Genomic DNA, 22,119 nt, shown 5'->3' with positions numbered 1-22,119 from the left:
CTTTGTTAGGCATGAATGAATACTTAGATCCATCTACCAACGGTTTTTCCGATGCGGAGCTCGATATTGAAAGGGCATTAAGGCCTGTAAGCTTTGATGACTTTACAGGTCAGGAGCAGGTATTGGAAAACCTTAAGGTTTTTGTTGAGGCGGCCAATCGAAGAGGGGAAGCTTTGGATCATACATTATTTCATGGTCCTCCAGGATTGGGAAAGACTACATTGGCGAATATTCTGGCCAACGAATTGGGCGTTGGGATAAAAATCACTTCTGGTCCAGTTTTGGACAAACCCGGCGATTTAGCAGGATTGCTTACAAACCTTGATGAAAGGGATGTGCTTTTTATTGATGAAATTCATCGTTTGAGTCCCATAGTAGAGGAATATTTGTATTCCGCCATGGAGGACTACAAAATTGATATCATGATAGAAACGGGGCCGAATGCCCGTTCGGTCCAGATAAATCTTAATCCCTTTACTTTAATAGGGGCAACAACAAGATCGGGACTTTTAACTGCTCCCATGCGCGCTCGCTTCGGTATTCAAAGTCGACTGCAATATTATGATACGGAATTGCTTTCTACCATTGTACAACGCAGCGCAGACATATTAAAAGTGCCTATCACGAATGAGGCAGCCATTGAAATAGCGGGCAGGAGTAGGGGAACCCCTAGAATATGTAATGCCTTGCTACGTAGAGTCAGGGATTTTGCGCAAATAAAGGGTAATGGTAACATCGATATTGAGATATCTAAATTTAGCCTAAAAGCCTTAAACGTAGATGCGCATGGTTTAGACGAAATGGACAATAAGATATTGACTACCATTATTGATAAATTCAAGGGAGGCCCTGTTGGTATTACCACATTGGCCACCGCGGTTTCGGAAAGTGCCGAAACCATTGAGGAAGTGTACGAACCTTTCTTAATTCAACAGGGCTTTATCATGCGTACCCCTAGGGGTCGTGAGGTAACAGAGTTGGCCTACAAACACCTTGGAAGGATAAAGGGAGGTATTCAACCGGGATTGTTTTGAGTATTTCCAATCAAACAAAATATACAAAAATGATTAAAACCGAAGCCAAGCGCCTCGGTTTTTTGTCGTGTGGTATTTCCAAAGCGGATTTTTTAGAGGAAGACGCGCCAAGGTTGGAAAAGTGGTTAAAGCAAGGAATGCATGGGGAAATGGGGTATATGGCCAATCATTTTGATAAAAGATTGGACCCGCGGTTACTGGTTGATGGTGCAAAATCCGTAATCTCATTATTGCTAAACTACTATCCTTCTCAAGAACAAAGGGATGACACCTATAAAATCTCTAAATATGCATATGGGCAAGACTATCATCATGTAATAAAGTCCAAATTAAGACAATTGCATGAGTTTATATTGGAAAAAATTGGAGAGGTTAACGGTAGGGCCTTTGTCGATTCCGCTCCTGTATTGGATAAAGCTTGGGCCGCAAAGAGTGGTCTGGGGTGGATTGGAAAAAACAGTAATTTATTGACCAAGGAAGTAGGTTCTTTTTACTTTATTGCCGAATTGATCATTGACTTGGAATTGGAGTATGATACACCTGTGACCGACCATTGTGGTACTTGTACGGCCTGTATTGATGCGTGCCCTACCCAGGCAATTGTAGAACCCTATGTTGTGGATGGCAGTAAATGTATTTCCTATTTTACTATTGAGTTGAAGAATGAAATACCTAAAGAATTCCATGGTAAAATGGATGAATGGATGTTCGGATGCGACGTATGCCAAGACGTATGTCCTTGGAATCGATTCTCCAAATCCCATAACGAACCATTGTTCGACCCAAAACCTGAATTATTGTCCATGTCCAAAAAAGACTGGGAGGAAATAACCGAAGATGTTTTTAAAAAGATTTTCAAAAAATCGGCAGTGAAGCGGACCAAATTTTCAGGTTTAAAAAGAAACATAGAATTTTTACGAAAGGACTCCTAGCAACTACAACGTTATAGTTTGGGTGTGTTGCCTAATTCCCTGCTCTTTTATGTTTACTTTTCATTAATTATATTATATTGCTAGGCGACTTTTTATAGGGATTCTTAAAAAATAGCTGATATTTTTTGACTATCCCGTAATGAAAGTTACGTAAACTAAAGAACCAATTAGTATGCAACTAACGAAACCAAGTCTTAGCTTCTGGCAAATTTTTAATATGAATGTCGGGTTTTTGGGCATTCAGTATAGTTTCGGACTTCAACAAACGGCAATCAATCCAATTTTTTTGTATTTAGGAGCGCCGGAGGATATGCTTCCTATATTAAATATTGCGGGACCTGTTACCGGCTTGGTCATTCAACCTATTATTGGTGCTATGTCAGACAAAACCTGGTCTCCACGCTGGGGTAGGCGTAAACCTTATTTTTTAATCGGTGCATTAATAGGAAGTATTTGTCTTTTTATGTTTCCTTCTAGTCCGGTACTTTGGTTCGCAGTTGGATTACTATGGATTTTGGACGTAGGTAACAATATGGCTATGGAACCTTACAGGGCTTTTGTGGGGGATAAACTTCCTGAGAAGCAATTTAGTTTAGGATATCAAATGCAAAGTCTGTTCGTGGGAGCAGGGATATTGTTGGCAAATGGCTCCATTGTCCTTTTCCAATATTTATTTGGGGATGAATCTGTCGAGGTTGCAGGGTCAATTCCTACATGGTTATATTACTCATTCTATATTGGAGGTATTCTTTCTATAACTACCATACTATGGTCGGTTTTAAGAACTCCGGAAATACCACCTACAGAGGCAGAATTAGAGGAAATAAATGAAGCTAAGCGTAAACCATTGGGAACTAGGATAGCAAAACCTTTTACTGAAATAAAGGAAGCAATAAAAAATATGCCCCCGTTCTTATGGAAGCTGGGTGCCGTATATTTGTTTCAATGGTATGCCCTGTTCGTCTATTGGCAATACATAACTCCTTTGTTCATGAATACGTTGGGCTATTCAACATCGGAAGCGGCTTCACAATCGGCACAGATGAGTTTAACTTATAACATTGTTACTATGGTCGTTGCCTTGGGGCTTGTACCTTTGACCCTTAGTTTTGGGGGTAAAAAAGTCTATGCCATCAGTTTGGTAGGTACTGCCATTGCATTATTTACCATCCCATTTATTGAAGATCCCTTATTGGTTTTGGCTCCTATGGTTTTGTTTGGGGTTGGTTGGGCCGCCATGATGGGAATCCCTTATACTATGGTTTCCAAAGTGGTGCCCCAAGAACGAAGAGGGGTGTATATGGGTATTTTAAATATGATGATCGTGATTCCAATGGGTGTCGAAACCTTGACCTTTGGTCCTATCTATAAGTACCTTTTAGGGGGTAATGCCGTAAATGCAATGTTGTTTGCAGGAGTGTTTTTTGTGATTGCAGCTGTATTGGCTATGCGCTTAAACGTAGGCAAGGCAAATTCCTCCGTGGTTTTGTAGAAATTTCGTGTATTTTTTCTTTTAAATGTGTTTGTTACATTTATTTGTATAAAACCTATATGTTTTTCTTTTGTTTTCAGGAATACCGTTAAATTTGTTTCTTAAAATTAAACAAGATGAGCAAGGAAAAACAACGCAGGGAAGCATTGGTCTATCATGCCAAACCCCAACCTGGAAAAATCAAAATTGTTCCTACAAAACCATACAGCACACAGCGTGACCTTGCACTGGCATATTCTCCTGGAGTTGCGGAACCTTGTCTGGAAATTGCAAAGAATAAGGAGAATGTCTATAAATATACTTCCAAGGGTAACCTTGTTGCCATAATTTCTAACGGAACAGCTGTTTTAGGCTTGGGGAATATTGGTCCGGAAGCTTCTAAACCGGTCATGGAGGGAAAAGGTTTGCTTTTTAAGATTTTTGCTGACATCGATGGAATCGATATTGAGGTTGATACTGAGGATGTTGAAAAATTCATAGAAACCGTAAAAATGATAGCTCCTACTTTTGGAGGAATCAATCTAGAGGATATTAAGGCTCCTGAAGCTTTTGAAATCGAGCGGAGACTTAAAGAGGAATTGGATATTCCGGTCATGCACGATGATCAGCACGGAACGGCTATAATTTCGGCCGCGGCCTTGTTGAACGCCCTAGAATTGGCCAAAAAGAAAATAGAGGATGTAAAGATAGTGGTTAGCGGTGCAGGTGCTGCAGCCGTATCCTGTACAAAACTGTACAAAGCATTTGGGGCAAGGGCAGAAAATATTGTGATGTTGGATAGTAAGGGGGTTATACGAAAGGATGCGGATAACCTGTCGGATTCAAAACGTGAGTTTGCTACGGAGAGAAAAATTGACACTCTGGAAGAAGCTATGGTAAATGCGGACGTGTTTATAGGTTTGTCCATTGCCGATATCGTTACTCCAGAAATGCTAAACTCCATGGCAAACAAACCAATAGTTTTTGCCATGGCAAATCCTAATCCTGAAGTTAACTATGACCTTGCTGTAAAAACGAGAAAGGATATTATCATGGCCACGGGTAGGTCGGACCATCCTAATCAGGTGAATAACGTGCTGGGCTTTCCTTTTATTTTTAGGGGGGCATTGGACGTAAGGGCAACCTCCATTAACGAGGAAATGAAAATGGCTGCGGTAAAAGCATTGGCAGAACTAACTAAACAGCCTGTACCGGAGCAAGTAAATATAGCTTACGGGGAAACCCGACTCACCTTTGGAAAAGACTATATAATCCCTAAACCATTTGATCAGCGTTTGATTCATGAAATCCCTCCCGCGGTTGCAAGAGCGGCCATGGAAAGTGGTGTGGCAAGAGCCCCTATCGAGGATTGGGATAAGTACAAGGAGGAATTGATGCTTCGTTCAGGGAACGATAATAAGGTGGTACGATTACTTCATGGAAGGGCAAGAACCAATCCAAAACGAATTGTATTTGCGGAAGCGGACCATTTGGATGTTCTCAAGGCGGCACAGATTGTGTATGAAGAAGGACTTGCAGAACCAATTCTTTTGGGTAGAAAAGATGTTATTCTTGAGCTAAAGAAGGAATTGGAATTTGATGCCGATATTCCTATCGTAGACCCCTTATCGGACGAATTTGACGAACGTCACATTAGATACGCCACCAAATATTGGGAAAGTAGAAAACGGAAAGGAACCACGCTTTACAGTGCCAAGATTAAAATGAGGGAACGCAATTACTTTGGTGCCATGATGGTGCTCGAAGGTGATGCCGATGGTATGATATCCGGGTATTCCAGAGCGTATCCAACGGTGGTCAAACCTATTTTGGAAGTCATAGGAAGAGCATCGGGTGTAAAGAAAGTTGCCACGGTAAATATTATGATAACCGAAAGAGGTCCTTTGTTCTTGGCGGACACCTCAATCAATATCGACCCAAATGCTGAGGAAATAGCGGACATCACTAAAATGACAGCGAATGTTGCCAATACCTTTGGTTTTGACCCGGTAATTGCCTTATTGAGTTATGCTAATTTTGGCTCTTCGGCACATAATAATGCCATAAAAGTAAGGGAAGCTGTAAAACTGTTGCATGACACTAATCCCGAATTGGTGGTAGATGGGGAAATACAAATGGATTTTGCTTTGAACAAAGAGCTTCATGAAAGTAAATTCCCATTCTCTAAATTGGCAGGTAGAAAGGTAAATACCTTGATTTTTCCAAATCTGGAATCGGCAAATATTACCTACAAGTTGCTAAAGGAATTGAACAAGTCAGATTCCATAGGACCTATCATGGTAGGTCTTAGAAAATCCGTTCATATTATGCAATTGGGGGCCAGTGTGGAGGAAATAGTCAATATGACGGCTGTCGCGGTGATAGATTCACAGGAGCGGGAAAAAAGAAAGCAGGCAAAAAAAGGAGAATAATCCCCGATATTAATAAAGCAAAACACTAAATGATTCATCATTTAAAAGGGAAGTTGATTGAAAAAAATCCAACTCATATTATCGTAGAATGCGGTGGTGTTGGATATTTTGTAAACATTTCCCTAAACACCTTTTCCAAATTAACCGATGGTGAGTTGGTGAATGTCTTTACTCATCTACAAGTGAAGGAAGACTCCCATACACTTTTTGGATTTGCCGAAAAATCGGAGCGAGAGATATTCAGATTGCTGATATCCGTTTCCGGTATAGGTTCCAGCACAGCAAGGACCATGTTGTCCTCCATGTCACCCTCCCAAATTAGGGATGCCATTGCCAATGGCGACGTACCTGCCATACAGGCAATAAAGGGCATTGGAGCCAAAACGGCCCAGCGTGTAATTTTGGACCTTCGGGACAAAATTTTAAAAGTGTACGATATAGACGAAGTTTCGTTAACTCCAAACAATACAAATAAAGATGAAGCGTTATCTGCTTTAGAGGTTCTAGGGTTTGCCAGAAGACAAGCTGAGAAGGTAGTAGATAAGGTAATTTCCCAAGATTCCTCTTTAAGCGTAGAGAACATTATAAAACTAGCGCTGAAAAATTTGTAGCAAGTTTGAAACAAGGGGCATTTAAAATTCTTAAAAAATCTTTTAAGTATAATTTCCTATTCATTGTTTTTTTCGGTTTTATGGAGTACTCCATGGCCCAAGAAACAGATGAACAGGAGATTGACTCTGTAAAGACCGGTTATGATCTTGGGCGGATTGTCCTCGAAAATCCGGATAGTATTGTCTCCAAATACATTTATGATCCTGAAATGGATCGCTACATTTACAATGAAAGCATAGGTGACTTTAATATTGGTTACCCCATCATACTAACACCTGAGCAATATTATGAGCTCATCCGGAAAGAGGGAATCAAAGATTATTTCAAGGAAAAATCCGATGCTTATTCCGGTAAGAAAGTGGGTAGTGAAGAGGCGAGAAAAAATCTGCTACCCAACTTTTATATCAACAATGACTTTTTTCAATCGGTTTTTGGGGGAAATACGATAGAAGTAATTCCACAAGGTTCCGTAGCGATGGATTTGGGGGTTATATGGCAAAAGAATGACAACCCATCCTTATCACCTAGAAACAGGACCAACCTTTCCTTTGATTTTGATCAGCGCATCAGTTTAAGTATGTTGGGTAAGATTGGTGAACGTTTACAGGTTACAGCCAATTATGATACCGAGGCGACTTTCGATTTTCAGAACATTGTAAAGTTGGACTACACGCCTACAGAGGATGATATCCTAAGAAAAATAGAGGTGGGTAACGTAAACATGCCCTTAAACAGTTCCCTGATTCAAGGAGCGCAAAGCCTTTTTGGTGTAAAAACACAATTACAGTTTGGAAAAACTACTGTAACCGCTGTTTTTTCCGAGCAACGTTCGCAGAACAATACAGTAGTGGCCCAGGGTGGAGGTACCATAAATGAATTCTCCCTCACTGCGCTTGACTATGACGAGGATAGGCATTTCTTTTTGGCCCAATACTTTAGGGATAATTATGATAGCGCCTTGGAGAAGTATCCCTATATCCAAAGTCAGGTACAGATAACCCGTTTGGAAGTTTGGGTAACGAACAGAAGTCAGCAAACCCTAAATGTGAGAAATGTTGTGGCTTTGCAGGATTTGGGGGAACCCAATCCCGATAAGACCAGAATTGGTAATAATAATGGTTTTGCGGGTGGATTCTTCAGTAACCCTGGAGATGGAAGACCCCGTAACAATGCCAATGCCTTCGACCCTGCTTTGATAGGTGCTGGAACAGGGGCATTGAACGATAATATTAGGGAGATAGCCACGGTAGAAGCAGGTTTCAATGCCAATCGTTTTGCAAATAATTACACGCCGGATCAAGGGTTTGATTATGCTATCTTGGAAAATGCCCGTAAGCTGGAGCAGGGAAGAGATTATGATTTCAATACACAATTAGGCTATATATCCTTAAATCAAAGGCTTAGCAACGACGAAGTTTTGGCCGTTGCATTTCAATATACTTTTGCAGGCGAGGTATATCAGGTTGGGGAATTTGCCAATGGAGGCTTGGATGCCACGACGATTTCTGGTGGGGCAGCTCCAGTAATTGAAAACAATACCTTGGTTTTAAAACTCTTAAAAAGTAATATTACCAACGTCAGCGATCCTATCTGGGATTTGATGATGAAGAATATTTATGCCACTGGTGCCTTTAGGTTGAGTGAGGACGATTTTAAAATGAATATCCTCTATTCAGATCCTACACCAAGGAACTATATTACTCCTGTTGTTGAGGGACCTGGAACTGGATGGCCGGAAGGGTTACAGGACCGTATCCTTTTGGACGTTTTTAACTTGGACCGATTGAATGTTTACAACGATGTGCAGCCTGGCGGAGATGGATTTTTTGATTTCTATCCGGGGATTACCGTAGATATTCAGGGAGGCCGTATTATTTTTACCAAGGTAGAGCCCTTTGGTAAATTTCTTTTTGAAACCTTGGACAACGGTACAGGAAGCTATGACAATGCGTCCAGCTATAATGAAAACCAACAAAAATATGTCTTCAAGGATATGTACGAGTCCACCAAGGCGGCGGCCCTGCAAGATCCTGAAAAAAATAAGTTTCTTTTAAAAGGACGATACAAGTCTGAAGGAAATAATGGTATTCCCATTGGGGCCTTTAATGTGCCCAGAGGTTCCGTGACCGTGACCGCTGGAGGCAGACAGCTACAGGAAGGAATAGACTATACGGTAAACTATCAGGCAGGGACCGTACAAATTTTGGACCCAAGCTTGGAGGCGTCCAATACGCCCATCAATATTTCCGTAGAGAACAATGCGGTTTTTGGTCAGCAGACCAGAAGGTTTACCGGGGTGAACTTGGAACATCAGTTTAACAAGAACTTTGTGCTGGGGGGAACCTTGTTAAATCTCAATGAGCGCCCATTGACCCAAAAATCGAATTTTGGGGTAGAACCGGTAAACAATACCATTTTTGGTCTTAATGGAAATTTCTCTACTGAGGTTCCGTGGTTGACAAGAATGGTGAACAAACTGCCCAATATAGATACTCATGTGCCTTCAAATCTTTCGGTTCGTGCTGAGGTTGCTTGGCTAAAACCCAATTCGCCAAAGAATGCGGATTTTCAAGGAGAAACCACCACCTATTTGGATGATTTCGAAGGGGCACAGGCCTTGATCGATATTCGAGGTTCCTTGGGGTGGACCTTGGCCAGTACACCTTTGGAGTTTACGCCTGGGGGCCAGTTGACCGGTAGCTCTCCGGAGGATCCCGCGAATTTGGAAAATGGATTCGGACGTGCAAAAATGGCCTGGTATACTATTGATCCTATTTTTTACACCAATCAGAGGCCATCTGGAATCAGTGACAACGATATTTCAACCAACCCTACCAGAAGGGTGTTTATAGATGAGGTCTTTCCACAGGTGGATATTGCCCAAGGGCAAACAACCGTTCAAGGTACTTTGGATATTGCCTATTACCCCAACCTAAAAGGTCCTTATAACAACAATCCGGATTTTCAGAATACCCAATCAGACCAAAAATGGGGAGGTATCATGAGATCTTTGAGCAGTACGAACTTTGAGCAGGCCAATGTGGAATTTGTCCAATTTTGGGTTTTGGATCCCTATGTGGATGGTGAGGCAACAACCCCAGGTGAGTTGGTGTTGAACCTAGGAAATATATCCGAAGATATTTTAAGGGACGGGAAAAAGCAATATGAAAATGGTCTTCCCGGTGTGGATAGCAATGAATTTGTGGCCCCTACCAGTTGGGGCGAGGTACCCGCCACCCAGTCCTTGGTCTATGCCTTTGATGCCAGTGAACCTAATAGGGCTTTGCAGGATATCGGTTTTGATGGGTTAAACGATGAAGCCGAAGCTGCCATTTATGATGCCAACCCGGGACCGGACCCTGCCCTGGACAACTATCAGTATTACCTAAATAGAGAAGGAGGCATTTTGGAGCGTTATTTGGATTTCAACAACCCGGATGGCAACTCTCCCGTACAGGTGACCAATACTAACAGAGGTTCTACTACCTTGCCCGATGTGGAGGATGTGGACAGGGACCTGACGATGAATACCGTAAATAGCTACTATGAATATCGTATTCAAATTAAACCAGGGACGACGATAAACGATAAATACGTCACCGATATTAAAGAAGGTGTTACCCCAGAATTGCCCAATGGAGACCAGTTGAATAGAAGGTGGATTCAGTATAAAATTCCCCTTAGCGATTTCACCGATGCCGTAGGGGGTATCACAGACTTTAGGTCCATCAGTTTTATGCGTATGTACATGACTGGTTTTTCAGGTCCTACAGTACTTCGTTTTGCTACTTTGGATTTGGTCCGGGGCGATTGGAGAACCTATGTTAAAACCTTACAGGACCCGGACATTGATGATAATCCAGCGGATGATGGTACTACTTTGGACGTGAACACCGTCAATATAGAGGAGAACAGTGGAAGGATACCAATTCCCTATGTGTTGCCTCCAGGGGTCGCTAGGGAGCAGTTGAACAATAACAACACGATCATCAGGCAGAACGAGCAATCTTTGTCCTTGGTAGTGGAAGGGCTGGAGTCTAGGGATTCCAGAGGGGTCTTTAAAAATTTGAACGTGGATATCCGCCAGTATGAAAAAATAAAAATGTTCATGCATGCCGAGAAAATCGTGGACAGTGATTATGCAGATAGTTCCACGCCTTTGGTAGGCTTCTTGCGAATAGGTACGGATTTTACCCAAAATTACTACCAAATTGAATTACCGTTACAGTTTACACCTTTTAATGCCGCATCGGAAAGTGAGATATGGCCAGATGTAAATGAAATGAATATTGCGTTAAGCGATTTGAACAAGGTGAAATCGGCATGGATACAAGGGGGCGATTTGAGCGAAGTGCGATTTTTTGAGGTGGAAAATGGCGAAGTAATACCGGTCAACGAATTTGATGATAGGACCGAAGGTAGGTTGCGAATCGGTATAAAAGGTAACCCTTCCTTGGGGAGTATCCGGAGTATGATGGTGGGTATCAAAAACCAGGATATTTTACCGGCAAGGGGAGAAGTATGGTTCAACGAACTTCGTTTGGCAGGTTTGGACAATAACGGCGGTTGGGCGGCCATTGCGGCAGTCGACGCCAATGTTGCAGATTTTGCGAACGTAACCGCCACGGGAAGCAAGAGTACCTCCGGATTTGGATCTATTGATCAAATGCCAAACGAAAGGGCGCGGGAAGACGCTACCAGTTATGACGTGGTTACTAATGTTAACGTAGGGCAGTTGCTTCCAAAGAAGTGGGGCATTCAGTTACCTTTCAACTATGGTATTTCTGAACAGTTGATTACTCCTGAATTTGATCCTGTTTATGACGATTTAAAATTGAACGATTTAATAGATGCCGCACCAGACCAGCAGGCGGCGGAAGAAATACGGGAACAAGCGGAGGATTATACGAAACGGACCAGCATCAACTTTATTGGGGTGCGAAAGGACCGTGGTGAAGAGGCCGATGCCAATTTCTATGATGTGGAGAATTTCACCTTTAACTATTCCTATAACGAAACCCAGCATCGGGATTTTGAAATAGCGGAACTTCGTGATCAATCTGTCAATACCGGTTTTGTATATAACCACAGTTTTGACCCTGTGGAGGTAGCCCCATTTGCCAAAAAGGATTCCCTGTTCACGGGCAAATACTGGCAATGGCTAAAGGATTTAAATTTGAATTTGTTGCCGGCAAGTGTTTCGGTCAATTCCAACATCAACAGGCAATTCAACGCACAGCGTTTTAGGGACGTTAGGGAAGAAGGCGTGGACCGTTTACCGCTTCCAGAACTGCAACAAAGAAATTATCTTTTCAATTGGCAATATGCCATCAATTATAATTTGACCAAGTCCTTGAGGTTGAATATGACGGCATCCAACAACAACATAGTCCGTAACTATTTTGAGGAAGATGGGAATCCAAGGTCGGAAATTGATAAGACCTTAGAGTTGTGGGACGGATTTTTTGATTTGGGAGAGCCCAATAGACATTCCCAACAAATACAGTTAAATTATGAGTTGCCCTTTGCCAAGATACCGGCCTTGGATTTTATCAATGCCCAATATAGTTACACCAGTAACTTTGACTGGCAACGTGGAGGCGATGCCCTAGCAGAGGTGGCCCAGGAAGCATTGAATGACCCCAATGCACGCATCAATACGGTTCAAAATGCCAATACGCATGCATTGACGGCCTCCTTGACCATGCAAAAGTTCTATGATCTTATCGGATTAAAAAAGAGGGAAAGCCCAACAGCACAAAAGGGTGGAAGTTCTCGCCCCAATATTTTGAACCAAGGTCAAACGGAAGAGGAAAAGGTAAAACCAAAAACAAGTGGTCTTTTCAATACTATAGTGGATGTGGTGACCATGGTAAAACGTTTGAATATAAATTATAATGAAAATAATGGAACCGTACTACCGGGGTATACCCAGTCCATAGGTTTTATAGGAACCACCAGACCTACCCTTGGTTTTGTATTGGGTAGTCAGTCCGATGTGCGTTTCGAGGCCGCCAGAAACGGCTGGTTAACGGCATTCCCGGATTTTAACGAACAGTTTATACGCAGAACCAACAAGCAATTGAACATTACGGCAACTGCACAGCCTACCAAGGATATAACCATTGATTTGGTGGCCGATAGACAATATTCCAGCAGCATACAGGAGAACTATGATCTGGAAGCCTTGTTGAATAATAGGACCGGACTACAGAACGAATTTGGAAGTTTCAGTATTTCCACCATGATGATAGGTACTGCGTTTAGTAAAAGTGATGAATTCGATTCTGAAACCTTTCAGCAATTCAAGGAAAATAGAATAACAATTGCAAATCGTTTGCTTGCCGATAGGGGGCAATCAGCGGGTACATTGGATGAGGATGGCTTTCCCCAACGGTATGGAAAAACCCAACAAGAAGTTTTGTTGCCGGCGTTTTTTGCGGCTTACACAGGTCAGGATGCCGAAAGGGTAAATTTAGATGTATTTAGAGAGATTCCAATCCCCAATTGGAATATCAAATACACGGGTTTGATGAAAAACAAGTGGTTCAAGAAAAAATTCAAACGTTTTTCCCTTAGCCATGGTTACAGATCGGCTTATAGTATCAATTCCTTTCAGACCAATTTGGAGAAGGAGCAATTGAGAAACGATAACCTACCTTTGGTCAATTCGGAAAACGGGGATTTGTTACCGGATTTGATACTTAATAACGTGGTGCTTACGGATCAATTCAATCCATTGGTAAGGGTAGATTTTGAAATGCAGAATTCCGTAAGCGTTTTGGCCGAAGTACGAACAGATAGGGCTTTGTCCTTGAGCTTTGACAACAATTTAATGACCGAAATCAATGGTAAGGAATATACAGTAGGTTTGGGGTATAGAATTAAGGACGTACAATTCGTTACAAACATAGGGGGCAACAAAACTAGGTTGAAAGGTGACCTGAATTTAAAGGCCGATGTAAGTCTTAGGGATAACATTACCATCATTCGAAACCTCGACATCAACAACAACCAGATTACCTCCGGCCAAAACCTATTGTCAATTAAATTTGGGGCGGACTACGCACTGAGCAAACAATTGAACGTATTGTTCTTTTACGATCACAACTTCTCCCAGTTTGCCGTATCCACTGCCTTCCCGCAAACTACGGTCAACGCAGGTTTTACCCTGAGATATAATTTTGGCAATTAATAACCCTGTCTTTTAAAGAATTGAACTTATTTTTTGAATTCCTTTTGGGAATAATTTACATTTGTCGCTCAAAAAAGTAAAGAAAATGAATATACCCGCTGATTTAAAATATACCAAGGACCACGAATGGGTCAAGGTCGAAGGAGATTTGGCCATTATCGGAATTACGGATTTTGCCCAAGGGGAACTAGGGGATATTGTTTATGTGGAAGTTGATACCTTAGATGAAACACTGGATAGGGAAGAGGTGTTTGGTACAGTGGAAGCCGTAAAAACGGTCTCCGATCTTTTTCTTCCATTATCAGGGGAAATCGTAGAATTCAATGAAGCGTTGGAGGACGAACCTGAAAAGGTGAATACCGATCCTTATGGTGAAGGATGGATGGTGAAGGTAAAATATAGCAATGCCGATGAATTGGAGGATTTATTAAGTGATCAGGCCTATAAAGATTTGGTAGGTGCTTAAAGGGCTTCTTTATAAAATTCTATTTATAAGCTGGATAGTGTTTGTCACTTTTTCCAGCTTATTTTCTTTTAAGGGTGTGCAAATGGGTTCTTTTGCCTTTAATGTTCCCCATGTGGATAAACTAGTCCACTTTATATTTTATTTTATAATGGTGATTTTGGGCTTTCTTGCGCTAAGGAATGACTTTAAACACCGGTTTTCCTTAAAAAGGACACTTCTCTGGATAGTTCTCTTTTCAATAATATATGGCATAATTATTGAGGTTTTACAGTACACGATTACCGTGGACAGACAAGGTGATATTTTGGATGCACTTGCAAATTCATTAGGCGCGTTCATGGGGTTACTCCTTGTAAAATCTACTAAATACAGGGATGGGTCGTTAAAATGAAAATTTTAATTGCATGTTTAAGGATTAATTAATTAAATTAGCAAACACTAAAATGATGATATATGGAACCTAAAAAGAATCCAAAGGCGGATTTGACCAGAAACAGTAGCCTATATTTTGTTATAGGTCTTTTCGCTGTGATGTTGCTAACTTATGTAGCATTTGAATGGAAAACGTACGATGAGGCAAATAACTATGATATCTCCATGAACGTGGATGATTTATTGGATGAGGAAGTTCCAATGACGGAGCAAATTAAAACGCCACCACCGCCACCGCCACCGGCAGCACCCGAAATTATTGAAGTTGTAGAGGATGAGGAAGAGGTTGAGGAAACGGTAATCGAGTCTACTGAAACAAGTCAGGAAGAAGAAATCATTGAAGTGGAGGACGTAGTTGTTGAAGAGGAAGTTGAAGATGTGGACGTACCTTTTGCGGTAATCGAGGATGTACCTGTATTTCCAGGTTGCGAAAATGAAAGCGATAAAAGGGCATGTTTTAACTCCATGATTCAAAAGCATATCAGTAAAAACTTCCGGTATCCTGAAATTGCCCAAGAAATGGGTATTCAAGGTAGGGTAAGTGTTATGTTCGTAATCCAAAAGGATGGTAGTATTGGTAACATTAGAATGCGTGGACCTGACAAAAACTTGGAAAAGGAAGCTGCCAGGATTATAGAAAAATTACCTAAGATGACTCCAGGTAAGCAAAGGGGTAGAGCTGTACGTGTACCTTTTAGTATTCCTATCAACTTTAAGTTGCAGTAGTTTTTCAAATGATATTTAAAGGGCCCGAACTTTCGTTCGGGCCCTTTTGTTTATACTGGTTTTATTTTCTTCAATTTATTACTATTTATTTTCAAATTAAGTTATACCGAAATCTGTATAATAGGTTGCAGAACTATAAAGGGCGGATTATCTTTGCAGTCCAATTTTTTCAGTTAGGATGAAGACTGCTGTCGGTATGGCAAAATATAACACGTTGGCATTGATTTTTGCTGATTTTAAAGAGATTACCAAGGTAAGGCTAGCGGTCAGTGTAGTGTTTTCTTCTATTGCGGGGTACTTTTTGGGTGCCTATGAAATCAATCTTCTTTCTATTTTTTTGTTGGCATTTGGAGGCTATTGTATGGTTGGGGCCAGTAATGCCTTTAATCAGGTAATAGAAAGGGATTTAGATGCTTTGATGAAGCGCACGCGGAATAGACCCATACCTTCCGGAAGAATGTCCGTTTCCACGGCAATGACCATAGCCATCATTTTAACCTTGCTTGGAGTTATAACTTTATACCTTCTTAACCCGAAGACTTCAATGTTCGGTGCTATCTCCATATTCCTATATACCAGTGTTTATACTCCCTTAAAGACCAAAACACCATTATCTGTGTTTGTTGGGGCCTTTCCTGGCGCTATACCTTTTATGTTAGGTTGGGTGGCAGCTACAAACGATTTTGGAATTGAGCCGGGAACACTTTTCATGATTCAATTTTTTTGGCAGTTTCCTCATTTTTGGGCTTTGGGTTGGATGTTGCACGAAGATTATGAAAGAGGTGGGTTTAAAATGTTGCCTACAGGAAAAAAGGATGCTGGTACTGCCCTGCAAATTATTATGTATACCATATGGATGATGGTCATTTCCGTAATTCCCGTATTTGGGATTACCGGCAGGTTGACCCTTTCTATTCCCGCAGCGGTTATTATTTTAATGCTCGGAGGGGTCATGCTGTTTTATGCATTTAAACTATACGCAAAAAGGGATACTATTACGGCAAAAAAATTAATGCTTGCCAGTGTAAGTTATATTACACTTGTGCAAATTATTTATGTGATTGATAAATTTATATAATCAGAAATGGACTTAACCGAAGGTACTGAAAAGGAGAAAAGCGATCGATCGAAGAAGATGATTCTTTGGTTTGGGATGGTGAGCTTGTTGATGGGATTTGCAGGATGGACAAGTGCTTATATTGTTAGTAGTTCTCGTGAGGACTGGGTCAGTAGCTTAAACCTGCCGTCGTCATTTTATGTAAGTACGGCCATTATCATCGCAAGTAGCTTTACTTATATTTTGGCAAAAAAGTCGGTTAAAGAAGGCAATGGGAAGGCGACCACAAACTGGCTAGTAGTTACTTTGGCCCTGGGAATAGCCTTTATTGTTATGCAATTCAATGGCTTTTCCCAGATGGTGGCAGACGGGTATTATTTCACGGGCCCAACAAGCAATATAAAGTTGTCCTATGTGTTTTTAATAGCTATGGTCCATATAGTCCATGTAGTGGCAGGATTAATTTCACTATTGGTCGTATTATACAATCAGTATAAAGGGAAATACACAAAAAATGAATATTTAGGAATAAGTTTGGGAGCTAATTTTTGGCACTTTTTAGATTTGCTCTGGGTTTATCTTTTGTTATTTATGACCTTTGTAAAATAATATTTGAGACAAAAATAGTTTTGGGTCAAATTCAGCTTTTATATAGTTGAAAAAAATGTAAATTTGCTAAAGTTTTATTAAAACGATACTTAAATCTATGGATACGACGGTTACAACGGAAATTAAAGGAAGCGTTTGGGGAGGTGGCAATAGGCCTTTAGGCGCTAGCTACGGTAAATTGATGATGTGGTTTTTCCTGGTTTCGGATGCACTTACTTTCTCTGGTTTCTTGGCCGCTTACGGTTTTTCTCGCTTCAAGTTTATGGAAACTTGGCCCATCGCCGATGAGGTTTTTACCCACGTTCCGTTTTTTCATGGTAATTATCCCATGATTTATGTTGCTTTTATGACCTTTATTTTGATTATGTCTTCAGTAACAATGGTTTTGGCTGTTGATGCAGGTCATAGAATGAAAAAAAATTCGGTAATATGGTATATGTTCGCCACTATAATTGGCGGTGCCATATTCGTAGGTTCCCAAGCTTGGGAATGGGCTACTTTTATAAAGGGAGACCATGGTGCAATTGAGACGAAAGGAGGTAGAATTCTTCAGTTTGTCGATGCTGAAACGGGTAGTAGGGTTACCCTAGCGGATTTTGCAAAGACTATTCCAAGTGAACGAGTGGCGCATAAGGAAAGTAATGGAATATGGTTTTATAAAGAAGCTACGCAACCTAGTTTTACCGTAAATGAGGTAATAGAGGGTTTCAAAGCGAACCCTGGTTTGGTTATTAAAACGGAAACCATTAATGAAGAAGGAGAAAAAGTTGTTTTAAATAGACAGGAGTCTCTTTCTAAATTAGCAGATGCTTCCCAGGTTGTAGAGGGGGCCAATTTGGTTCACAATGAATATGGTAGCCGTCTTTTCGCAGACTTCTTTTTCTTTATTACAGGATTTCATGGCTTTCACGTTTTTTCCGGTGTGGTTATTAACATCATCATATTTTTTAATGTTATTCTTGGCACTTATGAAAGAAGGGGGCACTACGAAATGGTAGAAAAGGTTGGTCTATATTGGCACTTTGTGGATTTGGTGTGGGTATTCGTATTTACGTTCTTCTATTTGGTATAATATTAAGTTTCAGGAAAAAGTTTAGACAAGAGTTATGGCACACGAACATAAATTAGAGATTTTTAGAGGATTGTGGAAGTTTAAGTCCAATACACAGAAAATTTGGGGTGTTTTGGCCTTTCTTACATTGATTACGGCAATTGAGGTTGTGTTGGGTATATACAAACCGGCAATACTGACAGGTTCGCATTTACTTGGTATGAAGGTTCTAAATTGGATTTTTATTATCCTTACATTGGTTAAGGCTTATTATATATCATGGGATTTCATGCACTTAAGGGATGAAAAAAGTGCGCTAAGACGGGCCGTAGTTTGGACTCCTGTTTTTTTGGTGCTGTATTTGGCCTTTATTCTGTTGGTAGAGGGAAATTATATTTTCGATGTTTACAGGGATGGTTTTGTAAAATGGAATTTTTAATGGTCCTTATAAAACTATAATTAACAAAATTAAAAGACGGTTTAAGAGCCGTCTTTTTTATTTTTGTCACGACTTTTAAAGTGGCGTTCTTCTAAGTCTGAATTACCAAAAAACGATTTTTTTCTGTTCTATGAAAAAGACCTTTGTACTTGTTGTTTTGTTTGTATTACCTATAGTGGCGTATCTTTTCTTTGCTTCAGGGGTAACTAATTTTGGAAGGTTGCCCATACTCAGAGAACGTATTCTTGAAATTCCTAATGGGCCGGATGACATCAGGTTTACAAATAAAATTACCGTATTGGGATTTTTGGGTAGCGATGTACAAGGAAGAAAAGGCAACGCATTTAATTTGAACCAAAAGATTTACAAACGATTCCATGAATTTGACGATTTTCAGTTTTTGATGGTGGTCCCTAATGGAACGGAAGCCGCAGTTTCAGATCTAAAAAAGGAGTTATCCAACCTTGAAGAGACCGATAAGTGGAATTTTTCCTATTTGGATGAGGAGAGTATCCAAACACTGTTTAAAAGTTTGGGAACAAATTTAAATCTTGAAAATGACTTGAGTTCTCCGTATGTTTTTATAGTTGATAAGGATTTAAAACTTAGGGGAAGGACAAACGATGAGGATGAAGGAGTCAAATATGGATATAACACCAGTTCTGTGGCCGACCTAAACAATAAGATGGTGGACGATGTTAAAATTGTTTTGGCCGAGTATAGAATGGCAAGAAAGGAAAATAACCTGGACAGATAAAATTAATGAACAAAAAGTACACATACATTTGGGTTTCACTTATCATTCTGATTTTCGGTATAATCTTTATACCTAAAATTGTTGAAAGGTTAAAATCTGGCGAAGTGGTGGAGAATGACCGAATGAATACCGCTTCGGCCGAAGGAAGTCTTAGCTACATACTTCTTAACGGGAATAAAAGAAAAGTACCTTCCTTTCAATTCATTGACCAAGATAGTTTAATGATAACGGACAAGGATTATTTGGGCAAGGTATACGTGGCGGAGTTTTTTTTTACCAGATGCCCCAGTATTTGTCCTGTTATGACAAAAAATTTGGTTGGATTACAAAATGAGTTTAAGGATGAGGAAAATTTTGGAATTGCCTCTTTCAGTATAACCCCAGATTTTGATACCCCCGAAGTTCTGAAGGAATATGCGGAAAAATATGGAATCACCGATATGGATTGGCATTTGATGACCGGCGATAAAGAGAAGGTCTATGATTTGGCCAATAGTGGATTCAATATTTTTGCAGCCGAAATGCCCGATGCTCCAGGTGGCTTTGAACATTCAGGTTTATTTGCTTTAATCGATAAGGAGGGATATATTCGATCGCGTAAGGATGAATTTGGAAATCCGCTTGTTTATTACAGAGGTGCAATTACCGAGGAGATGGGTGAAAATAGCGAAGGCGAAAAGGAACAGATCAGCTTGTTAAAGGAAGACATTAAAAAGTTATTGGAAGAATAGTATGGAAAACACACTTGCAAAGGAAAAGAGGTTTAACAGGTTAATTACCGTAGTCTCCGTAATAATTCCGGTAGTTGTCGCCCTTTTATTCGGTATTAAGATTCCTAATGTGGAGCCTTTATCTTTCTTGCCACCAATATATGCAACAATAAATGGTCTAACGGCGGTATTATTGCTTGTTGCGGTTTGGGCTATTAAAAATGGTAAACAGTCCCTGCATCAAAAATTAATGACTACCAATATTGTTTTGTCCCTCATGTTTTTAGTAATGTATATTCTTTATCATATGACATCGGATTCAACCCCTTATGGAGGGGAAGGTTTTGTTTCTTATGTATACTATTTTATCTTGATTACACATATCATTTTGTCTATCGCCTTGATTCCTTTAGTCCTTAGAACGTATGCCAAGGCTTACTTACAACATTTTGAGGAACATAGACTTTTGGCCAGATATACATTTCCTATTTGGCTATATGTTGCGATTACCGGAGTTGTAGTTTATTTAATGATTTCCCCATATTATGCCTAATAATGAATAAAAAAGTCATTGTATGAAACCTCATCGTTATTCAATATTTACCAGAAGTAACCACAAAGGCTTCCTTCTTGTTTTTATTATTGGTTTTTTGTTTTTTCCTTCGGCAACGGAAGCGCAATGCGCCATGTGCAGGGCCGTACTGGAGAGTGAGGCATCGGGTACTGCTGCGGAAGGAATCAATAATGGTATAGTATATCTGATGGCCATACCCTATATATTGGTAGCCGGAGTCTTCTATTTTGTGTATCGTAAAATGCGATCTTAACACAGTTTTAGAACTTTAACACTTTTTTTGTGCTTTATCTGTAACATTGCTTAGACTTTTTAGTCTGATGTATGTGCGATACGTGTATTGCATTCATCAATCATCAAAAAACCAATCAATGTTCGACATCGAAAGATGGCAAGAGATTTTCGATACTATCCGTAAAAATAAACTACGGACAGTCCTAACGGGTATCTCGGTAGCTTCCGGAATTTTTATCCTCGTAATTTTACTGGGTTTTGGTCAGGGCATGCAAAATGGTATTGCCCAAGAATTTGAGGAGGATGCCAGTAATCGTATTGGTGTGTGGACTCAAGTGACCACCAAAGAGTATAAGGGATTAAATCCAGGCCGACCGATACGTTTGCGAAACGAAAATTACGACTACATAGAGGATAAATATGCGGATGAACTTGAATACAAATCACCCAATTTTAGGGTGTTCAATGCGAGCATCAATTATAAAAAGGAATCTGGTGCTTATTCCGTTCAGGGTATTTCCCCAGAATACCAACAAATAGAGAACGAGTTCATTTCCAAAGGGCGGTTCTTAAATTACAAAGATCATCAGTCTGTATCCAAGGTTGCCGTTATCAGCAACAAAATCCATCGGGAATTATTACAAAATGAGGAAGACCCTGTTGGGCGTGAATTAAAGATAGCGGATTTAAGCTTCCAGATAATCGGGGTTTATGGCGACAAGGGAGGCGAACGGGAAGAAGACCGTATTTATATTCCCTTAAGCACCGGTCAGCGTGTTTTTAATGGGGGCGATAGTTTGAACATGATGTTTTTTACATTAAAGCCTGCTGCCACATTTGAAAAAACACTTGCAGAGTCCATAAAATTTACAGACGAAATAAAGACGTATTTAAAGCAATCCCACACGGTAGCTCCTGATGATTTGAGCGCTATAAATACCTTTAACACGTTGGAAAATGTACAACGGTTCATGAACCTTATTGGTGGTATCAAGTTTTTCTTTTGGTTCGTGGGCGTGTGTACGATTATCGCTGGTATTGTTGGGGTGAGCAATATAATGTTGATTATCGTTAAGGAAAGAACGAGGGAAATAGGTATTCGAAAAGCTTTAGGTGCCAAACCATGGTCCATTGTAGGCATGATTTTGCATGAGGCCATCTTTGTTACTGCAGTTTCAGGATTTGCAGGGCTTATTTTCAGTATGGGTCTGTTGGAATTAATAGGTCCAAATGTTGAAGTCGACTACGTGGTCAATCCCTCCATAAATTTTAATGTTGCGATAACAACGGTCTTATTATTGGTTTTTGCCGGTGCTTTAGCTGGGTTTTTTCCGGCGTGGCGCGCCGCAAAAATTAAACCGATTGTGGCCTTAAAAGAAGAGTGATAT

General features: G+C 40.4%; 18 protein-coding genes. All 18 read left to right on the top strand.

Features of this window, described 5'->3' with window-relative positions; genetic code table 11:
- The first annotated feature begins 11 nt into the window (after positions 1–11).
- On the top strand, positions 12–1,034 hold the full coding sequence (gene ruvB, locus CJ263_RS04215; RefSeq protein ID WP_094996118.1) for a Holliday junction branch migration DNA helicase RuvB: 1,023 nt from the start codon (positions 12–14) through the stop codon (positions 1,032–1,034).
- A gap of 29 nt (positions 1,035–1,063) precedes the next feature.
- Positions 1,064–1,966: a tRNA epoxyqueuosine(34) reductase QueG gene (queG, locus tag CJ263_RS04210; protein ID WP_373288256.1), complete on the top strand. Its 903-nt coding sequence runs from the start codon at positions 1,064–1,066 to the stop codon at positions 1,964–1,966.
- A gap of 172 nt (positions 1,967–2,138) precedes the next feature.
- On the top strand, positions 2,139–3,458 hold the full coding sequence (locus CJ263_RS04205; protein ID WP_094996117.1) for an MFS transporter: 1,320 nt from the start codon (positions 2,139–2,141) through the stop codon (positions 3,456–3,458).
- A gap of 116 nt (positions 3,459–3,574) precedes the next feature.
- Positions 3,575–5,869, top strand: coding sequence for an NADP-dependent malic enzyme (locus CJ263_RS04200; RefSeq protein WP_094996116.1), 2,295 nt, complete (start codon positions 3,575–3,577; stop codon positions 5,867–5,869).
- 29 nt (positions 5,870–5,898) lie between these two features.
- Positions 5,899–6,480, top strand: coding sequence for a Holliday junction branch migration protein RuvA (gene ruvA / locus CJ263_RS04195; protein ID WP_094996115.1), 582 nt, complete (start codon positions 5,899–5,901; stop codon positions 6,478–6,480).
- 5 nt (positions 6,481–6,485) lie between these two features.
- Positions 6,486–13,676, top strand: a complete 7,191-nt coding sequence (gene sov / locus CJ263_RS04190) for a T9SS outer membrane translocon Sov/SprA (RefSeq protein ID WP_094996114.1) — start codon at positions 6,486–6,488, stop codon at positions 13,674–13,676.
- A gap of 85 nt (positions 13,677–13,761) precedes the next feature.
- Positions 13,762–14,142 (top strand): glycine cleavage system protein GcvH, encoded by a 381-nt coding sequence (gcvH, locus tag CJ263_RS04185; protein WP_094996113.1) that lies wholly within the window; start codon positions 13,762–13,764, stop codon positions 14,140–14,142.
- 82 nt (positions 14,143–14,224) lie between these two features.
- The gene (locus CJ263_RS21435) at positions 14,225–14,533 is read left to right on the top strand and encodes a VanZ family protein (protein WP_394339921.1); all 309 of its coding nucleotides are present in this window, start codon (positions 14,225–14,227) and stop codon (positions 14,531–14,533) included.
- Positions 14,534–14,595: 62 nt separating this feature from the next.
- Complete coding sequence (locus CJ263_RS04175) at positions 14,596–15,300, top strand: energy transducer TonB (RefSeq protein WP_094996111.1); 705 nt, start codon at positions 14,596–14,598, stop codon at positions 15,298–15,300.
- 178 nt (positions 15,301–15,478) lie between these two features.
- Entirely contained in the window at positions 15,479–16,378 is a 900-nt protein-coding gene (cyoE, locus tag CJ263_RS04170; RefSeq protein ID WP_094996110.1) for a heme o synthase, read from the top strand.
- Between the two features lie 6 nt (positions 16,379–16,384).
- Positions 16,385–16,966, top strand: coding sequence for a cytochrome c oxidase subunit 3 (locus tag CJ263_RS04165; protein ID WP_094996109.1), 582 nt, complete (start codon positions 16,385–16,387; stop codon positions 16,964–16,966).
- Positions 16,967–17,063: 97 nt separating this feature from the next.
- Complete coding sequence (locus CJ263_RS04160) at positions 17,064–18,038, top strand: cytochrome c oxidase subunit 3 (RefSeq protein ID WP_094996108.1); 975 nt, start codon at positions 17,064–17,066, stop codon at positions 18,036–18,038.
- A 34-nt stretch (positions 18,039–18,072) separates the two neighbouring features.
- The gene (locus tag CJ263_RS04155; protein ID WP_094996107.1) at positions 18,073–18,456 is read left to right on the top strand and encodes a cytochrome C oxidase subunit IV family protein; all 384 of its coding nucleotides are present in this window, start codon (positions 18,073–18,075) and stop codon (positions 18,454–18,456) included.
- A 130-nt stretch (positions 18,457–18,586) separates the two neighbouring features.
- A complete protein-coding gene (locus tag CJ263_RS04150; RefSeq protein WP_094996106.1) occupies positions 18,587–19,213 on the top strand; it encodes a hypothetical protein in 627 nt (208 codons plus the stop codon).
- A gap of 5 nt (positions 19,214–19,218) precedes the next feature.
- Positions 19,219–19,944, top strand: a complete 726-nt coding sequence (locus CJ263_RS04145; RefSeq protein WP_094996105.1) for an SCO family protein — start codon at positions 19,219–19,221, stop codon at positions 19,942–19,944.
- Between the two features lies 1 nt (position 19,945).
- Entirely contained in the window at positions 19,946–20,476 is a 531-nt protein-coding gene (locus CJ263_RS04140) for a DUF420 domain-containing protein (protein ID WP_094996104.1), read from the top strand.
- Between the two features lie 22 nt (positions 20,477–20,498).
- Positions 20,499–20,750: a hypothetical protein gene (locus CJ263_RS04135; protein WP_229702332.1), complete on the top strand. Its 252-nt coding sequence runs from the start codon at positions 20,499–20,501 to the stop codon at positions 20,748–20,750.
- Between the two features lie 118 nt (positions 20,751–20,868).
- Positions 20,869–22,116, top strand: coding sequence for an ABC transporter permease (locus tag CJ263_RS04130; protein ID WP_094996103.1), 1,248 nt, complete (start codon positions 20,869–20,871; stop codon positions 22,114–22,116).
- Positions 22,117–22,119 lie beyond the last annotated feature (3 nt).

It is taken from the genome of Maribacter cobaltidurans, from assembly GCF_002269385.1.
Lineage (GTDB): Bacteria > Bacteroidota > Bacteroidia > Flavobacteriales > Flavobacteriaceae > Maribacter > Maribacter cobaltidurans.
Note: the sequence above shows the minus strand (reverse complement) of the source record. Positions and strands in the feature narration are given on the sequence as shown.

Bases quoted from the DNA above. Each gene is read 5' to 3' on its own strand.
- CJ263_RS04135 (WP_229702332.1), top strand. From the start codon at position 20,499: ATGAAACCTCATCGTTATTCAATATTTACCAGAAGTAACCACAAAGGC.
- CJ263_RS04140 (WP_094996104.1), top strand. From the start codon at position 19,946: ATGGAAAACACACTTGCAAAGGAAAAGAGGTTTAACAGGTTAATTACC.
- CJ263_RS04205 (WP_094996117.1), top strand. From the start codon at position 2,139: ATGCAACTAACGAAACCAAGTCTTAGCTTCTGGCAAATTTTTAATATG.
- CJ263_RS04145 (WP_094996105.1), top strand. From the start codon at position 19,219: ATGAACAAAAAGTACACATACATTTGGGTTTCACTTATCATTCTGATT.
- CJ263_RS04155 (WP_094996107.1), top strand. From the start codon at position 18,073: ATGGCACACGAACATAAATTAGAGATTTTTAGAGGATTGTGGAAGTTT.
- CJ263_RS04130 (WP_094996103.1), top strand. From the start codon at position 20,869: ATGTTCGACATCGAAAGATGGCAAGAGATTTTCGATACTATCCGTAAA.
- ruvB (WP_094996118.1), top strand. From the start codon at position 12: ATGAATGAATACTTAGATCCATCTACCAACGGTTTTTCCGATGCGGAG.
- CJ263_RS04160 (WP_094996108.1), top strand. From the start codon at position 17,064: ATGGATACGACGGTTACAACGGAAATTAAAGGAAGCGTTTGGGGAGGT.
- CJ263_RS04165 (WP_094996109.1), top strand. From the start codon at position 16,385: ATGGACTTAACCGAAGGTACTGAAAAGGAGAAAAGCGATCGATCGAAG.
- CJ263_RS04200 (WP_094996116.1), top strand. From the start codon at position 3,575: ATGAGCAAGGAAAAACAACGCAGGGAAGCATTGGTCTATCATGCCAAA.
- queG (WP_373288256.1), top strand. From the start codon at position 1,064: ATGATTAAAACCGAAGCCAAGCGCCTCGGTTTTTTGTCGTGTGGTATT.
- CJ263_RS04175 (WP_094996111.1), top strand. From the start codon at position 14,596: ATGGAACCTAAAAAGAATCCAAAGGCGGATTTGACCAGAAACAGTAGC.
- CJ263_RS04150 (WP_094996106.1), top strand. From the start codon at position 18,587: ATGAAAAAGACCTTTGTACTTGTTGTTTTGTTTGTATTACCTATAGTG.
- gcvH (WP_094996113.1), top strand. From the start codon at position 13,762: ATGAATATACCCGCTGATTTAAAATATACCAAGGACCACGAATGGGTC.
- cyoE (WP_094996110.1), top strand. From the start codon at position 15,479: ATGAAGACTGCTGTCGGTATGGCAAAATATAACACGTTGGCATTGATT.
- ruvA (WP_094996115.1), top strand. From the start codon at position 5,899: ATGATTCATCATTTAAAAGGGAAGTTGATTGAAAAAAATCCAACTCAT.
- CJ263_RS21435 (WP_394339921.1), top strand. From the start codon at position 14,225: ATGGGTTCTTTTGCCTTTAATGTTCCCCATGTGGATAAACTAGTCCAC.